This window comes from Aerococcus sp. Group 1 (genome assembly GCF_000193205.1).
Taxonomy (GTDB): Bacteria; Bacillota; Bacilli; order Lactobacillales; family Aerococcaceae; genus Aerococcus; species Aerococcus urinae_A.
Genome location: NC_015278.1, coordinates 1,759,464 through 1,774,834, shown reverse-complemented (window position 1 = coordinate 1,774,834; position 15,371 = coordinate 1,759,464). Strand labels below are relative to the sequence as shown.

At 40.4% G+C, this 15,371-nt stretch carries 12 protein-coding genes; 8 read left to right on the top strand and 4 right to left on the bottom strand.

Annotation, left to right across the window (positions count from 1 at the left end; genetic code table 11):
* Nucleotides 1–71 precede the first annotated feature (71 nt).
* Together HMPREF9243_RS08305 and HMPREF9243_RS10525 are read right to left on the bottom strand one after the other, a co-directional pair.
* Nucleotides 72–1,124 carry a helix-turn-helix domain-containing protein gene (locus HMPREF9243_RS08305; RefSeq protein WP_013668994.1) on the bottom strand — a complete coding sequence of 351 codons (1,053 nt, stop codon included), beginning with the start codon at nt 1,122–1,124 and terminating at the stop codon, nt 72–74.
* Between the two features lie 23 nt (nt 1,125–1,147).
* Complete coding sequence (locus tag HMPREF9243_RS10525) at nt 1,148–1,312, bottom strand: hypothetical protein (protein WP_155812008.1); 165 nt, start codon at nt 1,310–1,312, stop codon at nt 1,148–1,150.
* Nucleotides 1,313–1,576: 264 nt separating this feature from the next.
* Here HMPREF9243_RS10525 and argF point away from each other — a divergent pair, with 264 nt between their 5' ends.
* The 6 genes from argF to arcC all read left to right on the top strand — a co-directional run bounded on the left by argF (nt 1,577) and on the right by arcC (nt 10,448).
* On the top strand, nt 1,577–2,569 hold the full coding sequence (gene argF / locus HMPREF9243_RS08300; RefSeq protein ID WP_013669249.1) for an ornithine carbamoyltransferase: 993 nt from the start codon (nt 1,577–1,579) through the stop codon (nt 2,567–2,569).
* A 382-nt stretch (nt 2,570–2,951) separates the two neighbouring features.
* Nucleotides 2,952–4,322, top strand: coding sequence for a sodium:alanine symporter family protein (locus HMPREF9243_RS08295; RefSeq protein ID WP_013669755.1), 1,371 nt, complete (start codon nt 2,952–2,954; stop codon nt 4,320–4,322).
* 217 nt (nt 4,323–4,539) lie between these two features.
* Complete coding sequence (locus tag HMPREF9243_RS08290) at nt 4,540–7,098, top strand: ATP-dependent Clp protease ATP-binding subunit (protein WP_013669128.1); 2,559 nt, start codon at nt 4,540–4,542, stop codon at nt 7,096–7,098.
* A gap of 41 nt (nt 7,099–7,139) precedes the next feature.
* Entirely contained in the window at nt 7,140–8,321 is a 1,182-nt protein-coding gene (locus HMPREF9243_RS08285; RefSeq protein ID WP_013669438.1) for a hypothetical protein, read from the top strand.
* Nucleotides 8,311–9,402: a hypothetical protein gene (locus HMPREF9243_RS08280; protein ID WP_013668557.1), complete on the top strand. Its 1,092-nt coding sequence runs from the start codon at nt 8,311–8,313 to the stop codon at nt 9,400–9,402. The genes HMPREF9243_RS08285 and HMPREF9243_RS08280 overlap by 11 nt, the downstream gene beginning before the upstream one ends.
* 119 nt (nt 9,403–9,521) lie before the next feature.
* The gene (gene arcC, locus HMPREF9243_RS08275; protein WP_013669650.1) at nt 9,522–10,448 is read left to right on the top strand and encodes a carbamate kinase; all 927 of its coding nucleotides are present in this window, start codon (nt 9,522–9,524) and stop codon (nt 10,446–10,448) included.
* A gap of 57 nt (nt 10,449–10,505) precedes the next feature.
* Here the strand turns inward: arcC and metF are convergent, their stop codons facing one another.
* Complete coding sequence (metF, locus tag HMPREF9243_RS08270; protein WP_013668737.1) at nt 10,506–11,360, bottom strand: methylenetetrahydrofolate reductase [NAD(P)H]; 855 nt, start codon at nt 11,358–11,360, stop codon at nt 10,506–10,508.
* Nucleotides 11,338–13,617 carry a 5-methyltetrahydropteroyltriglutamate--homocysteine S-methyltransferase gene (gene metE / locus HMPREF9243_RS08265; protein WP_013668918.1) on the bottom strand — a complete coding sequence of 760 codons (2,280 nt, stop codon included), beginning with the start codon at nt 13,615–13,617 and terminating at the stop codon, nt 11,338–11,340. The genes metF and metE overlap by 23 nt, the downstream gene beginning before the upstream one ends.
* 384 nt (nt 13,618–14,001) lie before the next feature.
* On the opposite strand from metE, the gene HMPREF9243_RS08260 reads away from it, so the two are divergent.
* Both HMPREF9243_RS08260 and HMPREF9243_RS08255 read left to right on the top strand, forming a co-directional pair.
* Nucleotides 14,002–14,778 carry a hypothetical protein gene (locus HMPREF9243_RS08260; RefSeq protein WP_013668459.1) on the top strand — a complete coding sequence of 259 codons (777 nt, stop codon included), beginning with the start codon at nt 14,002–14,004 and terminating at the stop codon, nt 14,776–14,778.
* Nucleotide 14,779: 1 nt separating this feature from the next.
* Nucleotides 14,780–15,367, top strand: coding sequence for a bifunctional adenosylcobinamide kinase/adenosylcobinamide-phosphate guanylyltransferase (locus tag HMPREF9243_RS08255; RefSeq protein ID WP_013669642.1), 588 nt, complete (start codon nt 14,780–14,782; stop codon nt 15,365–15,367).
* Nucleotides 15,368–15,371: the final 4 nt, after the last annotated feature.

Below are 15,371 nucleotides of genomic sequence, written 5' to 3'. Positions count from 1 at the left end.
TAATAAAAAGAGTTGATTGGAATGCTTACGGAGCATTGCAGTCAACTCTTTTGTTATTTATCAAGATTTTTTCAATAACGGATTTGTTCTTTAGGATTTAACTTACGAAATGCACTGGGGGATATTTGTAAAATCTTTTTAAAATTTCGGGTCAGGGTCTTGCTGGAATTAAAACCGACTTGATAGGCGATATCAATAATGCTTAGGTCAGTTTTAATAAGTAAGTCACAAGCTTTATTGACGCGTAATTGATTCAAGAAATTTGAAAAATTATCTTCAACAAAATAATTAAGCATAGAATTAATATCTTTAGGATTACTATCAAATATCTTCGACAGTTGATCAATGGTAATGTCTTCGGCATAGTTTTCATACAGGTAATTGATTAATTTAAGGTCTCGCGGGCTTAGGCGGCTAGGTATTTGTTTGTCTCCTTTTTTATAGGTGGCTTTGAAATGGCTACTATTTATGCCGTGGTGTTGGCTAAATAGTTTGGATAGCCGGGACTTATCACTAAAGTTTAAAGTATCAGCAATTTGGGTCAAGCTGAGATCGGTATGGAGTAATAAGTACTGGGCTTTAGATAAACGCATTTCATCGAGCAGGCTATAGAAGCCTAGACCAGTTAATTTCTTGATATACTTTGAAATTGTCGATTTTGATAGAAAGAAAATTTCTGAGAGCTTATTTAATGAGATATCTTCAGAAGAGTGTAGGTACATATAGCGGAAAATTTCTTCGCTACAAATACTTTGGGTCTTATTGTTAGAAATTTGTCGTAGGTAAGAAATGATAATTTCTGCTAATTGGATGACAATCCACATTGAAGATAGGGGCTTTGTGTGCCGATTGATTGAGGCAGTGCGTAAGCCAATCTCATCTCTTAAGGAATGGATCGCCCTTTGGAAGACATGACTGTCATCTTTATCGACTTGGATTGAATGTTGTTGATAAAGTAAGTCAACGATATCTTGACCTTCATTTGCATCACTTAACTGTTCCTTTAAGATAAATTCAATGAGTTCAAATCGATAAATTAATAGATAATAAGTGACTTTTTCATCGACCTCAATAATTTCTGAAATTTGCCAAGGTAAGAGTGAAATAATCTTGCCTCTTTTCATCGTATGAACCTCGTTTTGAATTTTTATTTTCCTTTGCCGGATAGGATAAATAAAAAACGAGCTTCTTTATGGATTAATGCCTTTGTCGGAGAACTGTCGCTTTCAATATCTAATGATGCAATAAAGTTATCATCAATATTATTGGGAGAAGGTTCTTGGATATTAATAGGACCTTGCATGACATTCACAACCTTTTTAACTTCTTCACTCTTATGTTTATTTTACCATATAATTGCTTGAATAAAATTCAAAAGAGACGGTGACTAAGTTTGGATATTTTATTTGAAAGCATTATAAGAAACGAGAAACAACATTTCTTACCTAAGATGTCCTAGATTAAAAAAGTGAGCTGCTATAATAGTGCTGTAAGCGATTACAACATAGTTGTAATTAAAAAAGTTCGAACTTTTGTAATAGCAATAATGACATTAATTTTTAGGAGGAAATATCTCATGGCAAAAAACTTTCGTGGTAAAAGTTATCTAAAATTAATTGATTTCACCAGTCGTGATATTCGTCACTTATTAGATCTTTCAAAGAACTTTAAAGACATGAAGCGAGCTGGCGTTCCTCACAAATACCTAACAGGTAAAAATATTGTTCTCTTGTTTGAAAAAACATCTACACGGACTCGTTGTGCTTTTGAAGTTGCTGGTTATGACCTTGGTATGGGCGTGACTTTCTTAGATGCTAATAGCTCCCAAATGGGACATAAGGAATCCATCGCTGATACCGCCCGTGTGCTTGGCCGTATGTATGATGGGATTGAATACCGTGGCTTTAGCCAAGACGTTGTTGAAGAATTAGCTGAATATGCAGGTGTTCCGGTATGGAACGGATTAACTGATGAATGGCATCCAACCCAAATGTTAGCTGATATGTTAACTGTTGAAGAACATTACGGCCACTTAAAAGGTCTAAAATTTGTATATATGGGCGATGCTCGTAACAATATGGCAAATTCCTTAATGGTTGTCTGTGCTAAATTGGGGGTAAACTTCGTTGCTTGCTCTCCTAAAGAACTCGCTCCAGATCCTAAGTTAGTGGAAATGTGTGAAGAAATTGCTAAAGAAAACTTCTCAACTGTTACTGTGACTGACAATGTTGAAGAAGGGACTAAAGATGCTGATGTTCTCTACACTGACGTATGGGTTTCAATGGGTGAACCAGACGAAGTTTGGGAAGAGAGAATTTCTTTACTAAAAGATTATCAAGTAAATAAAAAAGCCATGGAAAATGCAAAACCAACTGCTATTTTCTTACACTGCTTACCAGCCTTCCACGATGAAAAGACAACAGTAGGCCAAGAAATTGCTAAGAAATTTGGCTTAACTGAAATGGAAGTTAGCGACGAAGTCTTTGAATCTGAACAATCCTATGTCTTTGAACAAGCTGAAAATAGAATGCATACAATTAAAGCTATTGTTTATGCAACATTATCATAACTTAATAAGGTAATTGTTACGGATAACACTTAGTTGAATGGAAATAGTATCTTATATATTTCAAAGGATCAGATTGTCTACGGCTAAGATAATATTAGTCGGCTTCTTGCTCACTTAAATAATCATTTGAAAGAGGCTAGTGATGTTTCCCACAACTCATCACTAGCCTAGTTGAAAAGATTAAGAATAGGAAATGAAGTCAAGGTAAGGTTTGAAACTAGTGTTATCTATTCAATTAATAGGCCGGAGGGGAAAGCTTTTAGCGACAGACATTTAACTAAAAAGCTTTTCTACTATCCGGCTTATTTTATTAATTGCTATCTCTAGCTATTATTGATTAACAATTCCTTAATATAAAAACCAATATTTAGAGGTGGTTAAAATGAATTTTATTGAAATGATTACTCAATTTACCAATTGGGTTTGGAACTGGCCTATATTAATTGTACTAATTACTGGGGGATTAATACTTGGTTACCAAACTCGTTTTATTCAAATTCGACACTTTGGTTATGCGATGAAGCAAACATTTGGAAAAATGTTTGACTCGGATGTAGGTGGTGAAGGTTCAGTAAGTCCCTTCCAAGCAGCATCGGCAGCCTTAGCATCTTCAATCGGAGCGGCTAACATTGTGGTTGCGCCGGCGATTATATTTACTGCTGGACCTGGTGCAATTGTTTGGATGTGGGTAGCAGGTATTATTGGTCAAGCCACTAAGTTTTCAGAAATTGTTCTGGGGATTAAATATCGGGAAGTTAATGAAGAAGGAGATTATGTCGGGGGTGCAGCCTATACCTTTAAAAATGGTATTAAAGGGAACCTTGGTAAAATCATGGGCTTTTTGGTTGCATTCTTCTTCATGTTAGAAATTTTACCGTCAATTACAGTTCAAACGATTTCTGCTACAGCACCGCTAGAACAATTAGGACTTTCTCGTCCTATATCTGCTGCTGCGATAACTGTTTTAGTCGTACTAGTTGTTTATGGTGGTATTCAACGGATCGGACAAATTACTGAGAAATTAGTGCCCTTTATGGCTGGTTTATACGTGATTTGTGGTCTGGTTGTTATTTTTATGAATATTCAGAATTTGCCTGATGCTGTTTCTGCCATCTTTTCAAGTGCCTTTAATCCACAGGCTGCGATTACAGGTGGCGCATGGGGAGCCTTTTTAGAAATGTTTAAAGCAGGTGCTGCACGCGGTTCATATTCTAATGAAGCTGGTATGGGTTCAGCTGCTTATGCGCATGCTACCGCCGTTACTGACCATCCCGTACGTCAGGGACTGTGGGGGATCTTTGAAGTCGTTTCTACTACCTTAATGGTATGTACCATTTCTGTTTTAGTGGTGATGCTTTCTGGAAATTATAAGAATCCCGCTCTCAAAGATATTGCGGTCGAAAGAGCATTTAACAACGCTTTTGGTAGTATTGGTACAGTTATCATAGCTATTTCCTTATTTATGTTTGTTATTTCAACGGTTATCGTTATTGTCTTCTATGCAGAAAGATTAGGTGAATATCTATTTGGACTCCACTTTGGTAAATTAATGCGTTTCTTAGCTTGCTTTATGGTTCTACTAGGCGGTTTTGTAACTTTTGAAGGGGCTGGAGTATTCTTAGATTTCACCCTAGGTTTAGTAGTCTTTGTAAATATGATAGGGATGATTATGCTCAGTGGTGAAGTCAGAGAATTGACAGATGACTTCTTTACAAACCCTAAATATTTCCCTGGTGCCAAAAAAGATAAGTAATGTGTATCGTTAAATTTAGTTAAGAAACTATACTTTCTCTTACTTTGGATAAAGTAAAAAAGAATAAGAAATATTGTCTTTTGTATATAAATAGCCTTAATAAAAGCGAACTAGGAGAAAGTTAAAATGAAATCGCTTAATAAAAATATATTTTTATAGTAAATTATAAATAAACGAGTAATTTAGCTTAGTAAGAAATGTAGAAAGGAGGGAGGAAATGAACACAGAAAAGTATTCTCAGGAAGCCATGCAGGTGCTTAAAGAAGCACAAAACTTAGCCATAAATAAAAAGCACAGCGAAGTCACTGAACTCCATTTGCTCAAGGCGATTTTAGACCAAGATGAAAATTCGGTGATTAAATTATTGACCGACCAGGGAATCATTCTGGGGCCACTCAAAGAACAAGTGGATACCGCAGTGGATAAATTACGGAGCCCTAAAGGGGTTAAAAATCTTTACATTAGCCGAAATTACCAGCGTTTGCTTTTGATTAGCGAGCAAGTGTCGCGTGCCCAGTTTGAAAGCCGGGTGTCCTTAGACCATCTTTTCTTAGCACTAATGAAAGACGAAGATTTTGCTAGTGCTAAATTATTAGCCCTCTTTGAGATCACTGCCGACTTCTATGAACAGGCTATGGCTAAAAGAGAGACTGATAAGTTTCAAGAAGGTATTTCTAAGGCAGACTTGAAACAATTACTCAAGTACGGACGTAATCTTACCCAAGAAGCTATTGAAGGTCGCCTTGACCCCATTATTGGCCGTGATCAGGAAACGCGTAGCGTGATTCGAATCCTATCCCGGCGGATAAAAAACAACCCTGTGTTGATTGGGGAGGCGGGCGTAGGGAAGACTGCTATTGTTGAGGGTTTAGCTCAACGGATTGTTCAAGGCCGAGTGCCAGATAAGTTAAAGAATCGAATTATTTTTGCCTTAAATATTACCTCCCTAATTTCAGGAGCTAAATATCGGGGTGACTTTGAGGAGCGCTTGGAAGAAGTCCTTGGTATCATCAAGGATTCTAAGGGACGCATCATTCTCTTTATTGATGAACTTCATAATATTGTTGGCGCTGGAAATAGTTCAGGGTCCATGGATACCTCAAACATCCTTAAACCTATGTTAGCGCGGGGAGAGATTTTGACTATTGGTGCGACAACGACCGATGAGTATAAACTCTACATCGAAAAAGACCTGGCGCTAGACCGACGTTTTCAAAAGGTGCTCATTGAAGAACCTTCAGAAGCGGCCACCTTGTCCATTTTGCGAGGAATCCAGTCTAAATATGAATCTTTCCACCAGGTCAATATTAAAGACCCTGCCTTAGTGGAAGCTGTCCGTTTGTCTAAACGTTACCTACCCAACCGCAAGTTGCCTGATGTCGCTGTCGATATTCTGGATGAAGCTTCGGCCATGGTGAGAATGTATACGGATGAATTGCCTGAAAAGATTCAAGATCTTGAGGCTGAACTCAATAAAATGGAAACTGAAGCGGCCCGCTTAAAAAATGAAAGTGATCAGGTCAGCCAATACCGTTTCAAAGAATTAATGGAACAGGTAGCTGAGCAAGAAAAGCTACTCGACCAAGAATTAGCGAATTACCATAAAGAAAAAGACCGCATCCAAGAAATCACTCGCTTGAAGGGTGAGTTAGAAACCCTGAACCAACAAAAAATGGAAGCCCAATATGAGCGGGATCTAGATAAAATGAGTGCTTATTTAGCTGAAGAGAAAAGTACCAAGGCCGATTTAGAAGAACTTGAACAAAGTACTCCCTACTATAATGTATCGGCAGATGTGGGAATCAATGAAATTCACGAAGTTGTTGCCCAGTTAGCCCATATGCCTAAAGCAGAAATGGAATCAGATCCTGCTGCTCAAATTGCTAAAATTGAAAGTGACCTGCGGGAAAATTTTGTTGGTGCAGATGATTTAATCGACAAAATCATTAGTCTGGTTACCCAGAGTCGGTCGGGCTTATTTAATCAAGCCAAGCCCTTGCTTTCTTTGATACTAGCAGGGGAGTCGGGGACCGGAAAAACCTATCTGGCAAGATTAATTGCTCAGGCGCTATTTGGAGGTGAAGAACATCTTATCGCTTTAGACATGAGTGAATTTAGAGATGCCTCTTCCAATACCAAATTGATTGGATCACCACCAGGTTATATTGGTTATGAATCGAATAACCATTTAACTGAACAAATTCGAACCCGCCCCTATTCAGTTGTTTTGTTAGAAAATATTGACTATGCCCATCCGGATATCTTTGCTTTGATCAAGCAAATAGTTGCTAGTGGTCAAATTCGCGACAATAAAAGTCGGGATGTTGATTTCTCTAACACAGTGATTATCGCTACCCTGACTTTAGATGGGAATGCGGATTATCAAAAACAAGTAAGCAAGCGGGTGAATGGACAATCGCTAAGTGATTTTGATGCCGTTTACTACTTACAGCTATTTGATAAAAGTGAGATGGAAGCTCTTATTCAATTAGAGTTGGATCGCTTAGCCAAACTCCTAAAAGATAATCAGATTAAACTAAGCTATCAAGATGAATTAGTCAAGAGCTTGGCGAATTATTTGGTGAATGACTTAGATCGTCATAGTGCCAATGATCTCTCCCAATTGATGGAGAGTGAAATCACTACGCCAATTGCCCAACTACGTCTTAATGATCAACTACCAGCATTTACCAACATAGAACTTAGTCAAGCAAAGGGTGGTGATCGGCTAGTTCACATTGACTACCAGCAGGAGAATGGCAAGCAAGATAATTAAAGTAAAAAGACATCGTTAAAATTAACAAGGAGGAAGAGATAATGGCTTATAAGATACCAGAATTAAAATTTCCTGATTTCCAAGAAGCAAAATATCAAGAAATGCCAAGTGTGACTTACGAGGAAGCTGAAAGTGATGGCGTTTTACCTGATAGCTTTTATTTAACCACCCATTTACCAACCTTTTATAAGTTAGGGGAAGAATGGATTTTACCTAAATATAACTCATTAAACTGTGTGGCAGTAGTTGAAGATGATGATATTGTTATTCGGGAGATGCGTGATGTGAAAGCCGGTGACAAAATTATTTCTGGATCGACCACTGATGGGTCACAAGGCATCTTAGTTTATAAAGAAGGCTTTCCAGAAGACATTTATTCCCAACGTAGTGTTTCAGTAGAAACCTCATTCTCACAAGACTACGACAAACTTTTTGACATTATGGAACATGAGAAGAATAATGGCGGTCATATTTCCTGGGTATTGGGGCCAGCAGTTGTTTTCGACCACGACACTCGGAACGCCTTAGTTCACCTAGCTGAAAATGGCTATATTCATAGTCTCTTAGGTGGGAACGCCATGACCACCCATGACCTGGAAGGTGGTTTCTTAAATACTGCTCTGGGGCAAAATATTTATACCCAAGAAAATGCACCAATGGGACACTACAACCACTTAGACCTCTTAAATGAAGTCCGGACAGCAGGATCGATTAAAAACTTTAATGATGCCGGTAACGTTAAGGACGGAATTATTAAAGCCCTAACCGAGATGGATATTCCAATTGTTCTGTCTGGTTCCATTCGTGATGATGGTCCACTACCAGAAGTGATTGGCTCAACCAGCCAGGCTCTGACTGAAACTAAGAAAATTTTAAATGAAGCAACTCTGATTATTTGTATTGCGACCATGTTGCATTCGAATTCAGTAGCCTCCTTGGCTTCAAGCTACAAAGTGGGCGATGATGGTAAGGTTCGCCCCGTTTATTTCTATACCATTGATATCACTGAAAACGTGGTGAACAAGGTTGGGGCTGCCAGAGAATACATGGCTTACCACCCAATGGTGACTAACGTTCAAGACTTCTGTGTCGCCTGTGAAAAAGCTTTAGTAACACCTGCCCAAGGAGAAATGGCTAAGGCTGTTGAAGACGAGGAGTACGAAACTGTTGAAGTAGAAAACAATGAAGACGCAGCGAAGGGAGAGTTGGAAAATGACATTTAAGATTGCTAAATTTCATCATCCAGATTTTGACCAAGAATTTTTGAAAAACGCACCCAATGCTAAGTTAGTTGAAGTAGTAGAAGATGGTCTTAGTCCTAGAAACTACCATGCCTTATCCATTTATCCAGAATATTTTAAAATCAATGACAAATGGGTATTGGCTGAGCAATCCCGAATGGACACCGTCGCAGTGGCCCATGATGAACCTGGTAAGGAATATATCGATGTAATCGAGTTTAGAAACCTTAAGAAGGGTGATAAGGTCGTTGTTGGACGGACAGAAGATGCTTCCGAAGGGATCTATGTTTGGACTGAAGGTTTCCAAGAAGCAGCTGTTGATGCGGATACTTTTGCCTTCCGTGAAGGGCGTTCTCGTGAGACTGCTTTTTCTATGGATTATGACAATCTCTATGAACTCTTAGAGCATGAGCGGGAAGCTGAACATGGTTATGTGACCTTAATTTTAGGAACTGCTACAGTTTTAGACCGTGATTCCCGTGATGCTTTAGCCAAGATTATTAATGAAGGCTATGTTAATGCCGTCTTCTGTGGGACAGAAACTGCTGCCTTTGACTTAGAGCAAGGCATGTTTGATACCACTTGGGGCCAAGAAACCTTTACCCAAGAACAGAATACCTACCACAATATGTATGCCACTATCAACCGCGCTCGCCGCTATGGCTCAACTAAGAAATTAGTTGAATCTGGTGAAGTTAAAGATGGCTTCATGAAGGCAGCTATTGAACAAGATGTACCAGTTGTTTTAGCTGGAACCATCCGTGACCGTTTCGGTTTACCTGAAAGCATCGATAATGTCTATGATGCCCAAAATGAAATGCGTTCTCACATGCGTAAAACTTCAACCATGATTGCTATGTCAGCGATTCTCTTCACCATTGCAACTGGGAATATGACGCCTTCCTACAACCGTTTTGGTGATACAGTCAGACCGGTATTCTTATATACCGTTGACGTCCAAGAATTTGCGGTAGATAAATTGGCTGACCGTGGCTCTCTAACTGCAGTTTCTATTGTCACCAACGTTCAAGACTTCTTACGGAATATTGGTAGTGCCCTTTAAGTCGTAAAGGCAGCTACTGAGTTGGAAGATTAGCGCTTTGTAACTTAAGCATTAACACATCTGAAATTTTTTGAAAAAGGGACTGAAAGGGAAGAGTCTTAATAGAATGGAGGAAAAATATGAGTAAGATAGTATTAGCTTTGGGTGGTAACGCCCTAGGAAGTACTCCAAATGAACAAAAAGAAGCAGTAAAAACAACTGCCCAATCCATTGTTGATTTAATTGAAGCGGGCAATGAAATTATCGTTTCCCATGGAAATGGACCGCAAGTTGGTATGATTAACCTTGCTATGGACGTTTCTGCAAAAAGTGATGCCGGCACACCTGAAATGCCATTCCCTGAATGTGGGGCTATGAGTCAAGGTTATATTGGCTTTCATTTGCAAAATGCCATTGAAAATGAGTTAAATAAACGTGGTGTTGACAAAGCTGTTGCATCAGTGATTACTCAAGTTGTGGTAGATAAGGATGATCCAGCCTTTGATAATCCAACTAAACCGATTGGCGCTTTCTATAGTGAAGAGGAAGCTCAAGCCCTAAGTGACAAAGGATTTGCAGTGAAAGAAGATGCAGGTCGGGGTTATCGTCGGGTGGTGGCGTCACCTAAGCCTATTGATATTGTTGAAAAGGATTTTATCCAAGATGCTTTTGACCAAGGTAACATTATTGTTGCTGCCGGTGGTGGTGGCATACCAGTAGTTGAAGCAGAAGACGGTTATGACGGGGTTCCAGCTGTCATTGATAAAGATTTTTCAAGCGCTAAATTAGCTGAACTCGTTGAAGCTGATTTGTTGATTATTTTAACCGCGGTAGAAAAAGTGGCAATCCACTTTGGTAAAGAAAATGAAGAATGGCTGGATGAATTGACTGTCGACCAAGCCAAAGAGTATACTGAAGCCGGTGAGTTTGCTGAAGGCTCAATGAAGCCAAAAATTGAGGCTGCCCTAGGCTTTGTGGAATCAAAACCAGGTAATCAAGCCATTATCACCTCCTTAGAAAAAGCTGAAGAAGGTATTAAAGGTCAAAATGGTACCTTAATTAAATAAAAAACAATAACTAAGCCCTCCTAGCTCTTTTGTTGAGCCAGGAGGGCTTTTTAGTATCTATAATAAATTTTTAACGGCTTGGTAGATGTAACGAGCGACGTAGGGATTATTCATGGTGTAGAGGTGGATCCCATCCACGCCATGGCTAATCAGGTCAACGATTTGATCAATGGCATAGGCCAGACCGGCATCGCGTAGAGCTAGGGGGTTGTCTTGGTATTTCTCCATAGCGCGGCGGAATTTATCGGGGATTTGTACGCCACAAATCCGAGCCATGCTTTCAATTTGCTTTTTATTGGTGACTGGCATGATGCCAGCTTCAATAGGAACATCGATGCCCGCTAAATCAGCCCGTTCTAGGAAACGATAAAAATAATCATTATCTAGGAAGAGTTGGCTAATTAATTGGTCACTACCGGCATCGACTTTTTCTTTAAGATAGCGGATATCGGTAATGGGGTCGGGGGCATCCACGTGGCCTTCTGGGTAGCAGGCGGCAATGAGGTTAAAGTCCTCTTTTGACTTGATGTAGCGAATAAGGTCAGCTGCATAGGGAAAGTCTTCCTTAGGACTTTGACCAGGTTTAGGGTCACCCCGTAAGACTAGGATATTTTCGATATTGGCTGCTTTTAATTCAGCTAATTTTTCATCGATACTAGCCCGAGTCTCATATAGGCAAGGCAGGTGAATAACACTTTCAATCCCATAGTTTTTGATCAAAGAGGCAATTTCGATACTTTTTAGGCGGTTATCACTACCTAAGGCTCCGCAGGTCACGCTGATGGCATCGGGATCAAGCTCTTTTAGACCATCTAAGGTTTTATAGATACTGGCAGAGGATGACTTAGCATTGGGCGGAAAGACTTCATAAGTGAAGAGGGTCTTGCCCTTAAACAATTCCTTGGTTTTCATGACGCAACTCCTTTGTTGCTTGAACTAAGTGCTTAAGACTGGCTTGGGTTTCTTTTTCACCCCGGGTCTTTAAACCGCAATCGGGATTGACCCAAAGTTTTTCAGGCTTAACTTTTTGAAGCATTTTATCCAAGGCTTCCTTAATTTCACTGACACTAGGGATCCGTGGGGAATGAATATCATAGACACCAGGACCAACTTCGGTAGTGAAATGATTTTCTTTTAAGGAATCCAGAATTTCTAAGTTAGAACGTGAGGCCTCAAAGGTAATGACATCAGCATCCATGGCATCGATTGCTGGGATGATATCGGTGAATTCGCTATAACACATATGGGTGTGGATCTGGGTTTCCTTATGGCAGCCACTGTGAACGAGGCGGAAGGCTGGAATGGCCCAGTCGAGGTATTCTGTATACCAGTCACTTTGACGAAGGGGAAGTTTCTCCCGTAGGGCGGCTTCATCGACTTGGATAATGCGGATACCATTGGCCTCTAGATCAAGGACTTCGTCACGGATAGCCAAAGCTAGTTGCAAGGTGGAGTCTTTCACGCTGATGTCTTCTCGAGGGAAGGACCAGTTTAGGATAGTTACGGGACCGGTCAACATCCCTTTCATTGGTTTCTTGGTGAGGGATTGGGCATAAACTGACCAGGAAACAGTCATTGATTGAGCCCGTGATACATCGCCCCAGATAATTGGTGGTTTGACACAGCGGGTACCATATGACTGAACCCAGGCTTTTTCAGTGAATAAGACTCCATTTAACTGTTCACCAAAGTATTCGACCATGTCATTTCTTTCAAATTCACCGTGGACTAGAACATCAAGACCCAGGTCTTCTTGCAGGTGGACGCAGTCCTTAATTTTCTCTTTGAGGAAGTTTTGATAGTCCGCTTGGCTTATTTCACCGTTTTTAAAGGCCTTGCGCTTGAGTTTAACTTCCTTGGTTTGAGGGAAAGAACCGATAGTTGTTGTTGGAAAGAGAGGTAAGTTAAAGAATGCTTTTTGCGCTTTTTCTCTTTCATCGAAAGGTATTGAGCGTTGGTAGGCTTCTTTGGGGATAGCAGCTAGACGCTCTTGAACTTTAGGATCATAACTGTCAGGACGGTCAGTAAATAAGTCTTGGTTGGCTTGGAAACGAGGATCTTTGTTATAATCTGTATCAATTAATTGACTGAGGTCGTTTAATTCGCCAAGCTTCTCTTCAGCAAAGGCAAAATGCTTTTGGTATTTTTCCGGTAGGGCACTTTCATTATCCAAGCTATAAGGCACATGAAGCAGGGAACAGGAAGTAGATAGGACCAGGTTAATTCCTTGGCTCTTAAGATCTTTAATCAGGACTAGGGAACTTTGGTAGTTATTGCGCCAAATATTTTTCCCGTTCACTAAACCTAAAAAGAGGGTTTTATCTTTAGGGAAGCCGTAGTGTTCAACCAATTCCTGGCTCTTCTTCCCTTCAATAAAGTCTAAACCGATCCCATCAATTGCTAAGTGGGTGAGTTCTTGATAGACATCTCTAACGTCACCAAAGTAAGTGTTTACTAAGACTTTAACTTGGTCTTTTTGGCTGAGTAAGCCTTGGTAGAGGTCCTTGAATAGTTTGATATCTTCATGAGTTAAGTCATGAACTAGGTAAGGCTCATCCAGTTGCAACCATTGGACCTCTTCATTATTAAGCAGTTTTACGAGGTCTTGGTAGGCAATAATAAGACCAGTTAGAAAATCTTGGGCTTGGCTTTGACCGCGGTAACGCGAGAGTTTTAAAAGGGTGAAGGGCCCAGGGAAGACCACCTTGCCGTTAATTTTCAAGGTTTTGGCTTCTTCAATAATTGCCTTTAATCGTTCAGTGTGGAAGCGAATTTCAGTGTCCTTATCGAACTCAGGTACAATGTAGTGGTAGTTGGTATTAAACCATTTCTTCATAGCTAGGGCTTTTACGTCTCCAGCTGGTCCTTGATAGCCCTTAGCCAAGGCAAAATAAGTATCGAGAGCAGAGAGCTCGAGATCTTGATAACGTTTAGGGATAATATTCAATTGGAAAGCAGCATCCAAGAGGTTATCATAGTAGGAAAAATCATTAACAGGAATAAAGTCAATGCCTGCTTGAGCTTGCTTAAGCCATTGGTCTTTACGGATAGCTTGGGCGGTTGCTTCTAGCTCGCCAGCGGTAATTTCTTGGCGGAAATATTTTTCAGTGGCAAATTTTAGTTCTCTAAGTCGTCCTACACGAGGGTAGCCTATCAGGGATGTTTTCATTATCTATCACTCCTAAAAATTAAAAATTAATTTACAAAATCTCCTTTTTTCACTTGTATAGGAGTATAGCTAAATCCCAGCCTGGGGTGTTAATATGCATTTCACATAAAAGGTGATCGAAATTCTAAAAGTTTGATATTATTTTTTTGATTAATAAAGAAATTTTGAGGGGGATACCTTGAAGACCAAGCTATTGATCAAAAAGGGTGGTCCTGTTGAGGCCGAGCAATTGTTTCCATTAAAGCTTTAAAAAATGAACTCAGCCCTATATTTTGTGCTATAATTCTAAGCAGTGAACTATATCTTGTAATTGCTGAGAACTTTTGTAGGGAAATTCTTTACAAGAGTCTTTTACTTTGCACTTTTTAATTAAGGAGTAGTCTATTGAAATATCGTGATTTAACCTTGCTTTCTATCGAAGAAATGTTTCCTCTTGGACCCACTAAGCAAAGAGCAGAAGAAGATTACTTGGTCTTTGCCTGTGATAGTTCAGCTAGTATCGGTGAGAAGGCTAATGACCAATTAGCCTCTCCTAATCCCTTAACTGCTCAAACTGCCCTACGGGTGCCCTTGATTGAGTTGCGAGCAGTGAATGCGGAACCGGTCTTGGCATTTTACTTGGTTAATAATGAAATGAATCCCACGGGACTTGCCTATCAGGAAGGCTTTCAAGCGGAACTCAAGCGGGCCGGTTTTCCCCATATCCAAGTCAATGGGTCTACTGAAGAGAATATGCTAACCACTATGTCCGCTTTAGGGATCGTTTTGATGGGAAAGGCACAAAACGCTAAGGGCCTGTGGATTCGACGGGTTGTGAGTGGTGACCGGGTCTTTCAATTAAAACGTCCCCGCTGTGGCCAAGCCGTCCTCGATGAGATGGATAAGCTCGTTTCTTATCAGGACATTGACCTGTTACTGAGTCGTCCGGACTTGGTTCATGAGATTTGTCCGATCGGGTCTAAGGGAGCCCTGAATGAAGCAGGACAGGTAGCCGACTGTAATCAATTAAGCTTTAAGGCTAACCCCCAAGTGGAAGGCTTAAGTATCCATCAAGATTCAGCTGGACCAGCGACCGCCCTAGTTGTAGTAGGCACAGACCAATTGGGAAGCTTCCTAAAAGAGCATTTTGATGAAGTTTATGACCTGGGAGAGATGGTTTAAGATGGGGAAAATTATTCTAATATCTGGAGCGGCCAAGAGCGGTAAAACCCAATTGGCCGAAGAGATGGCCTTGGCTTCTTCCGCTAAGCGTCTTTGCTATATCGCCACCCAGGCTAACCAACATACCGATCAGGAGATGCAGCGACGTATCCTGGCCCACCAAGCCAAGCGGTCGGAACGCTTTGATACAGTCGAACGTTTTAAAGACTTGCCTGGATGGATAGCTAGCCAGTCTTATGATGGTTACCTACTCGATTGTGTGACCTTGTGGTTAACCAACCTTTTCTTTGCTTATTTAGAAAAGCAGGGTACTGCAGCGGAAGCTTTTGACCAGAAGATCGCTAATCTTAAAGCCGAAGAGATTAGAGCCATTTCTGACTATTTCCAGCAAGAAGTTGCTGATCTGCTTCTAGCGGCTCAAGAGACTTCCGCCAGTTTATGGCTGGTGACCAATGAAACCGGTTGGGGCGTGACCCCGCCTAGCCAGCTGGGCCGCTTATTTGTTGATTTTTACGGACAAGTCAACCAGCAACTGGCTGCTGCTAGTGATGAGGTCTACTTAGCCATTATGGGACTAAAAAACAGGTGAAGCC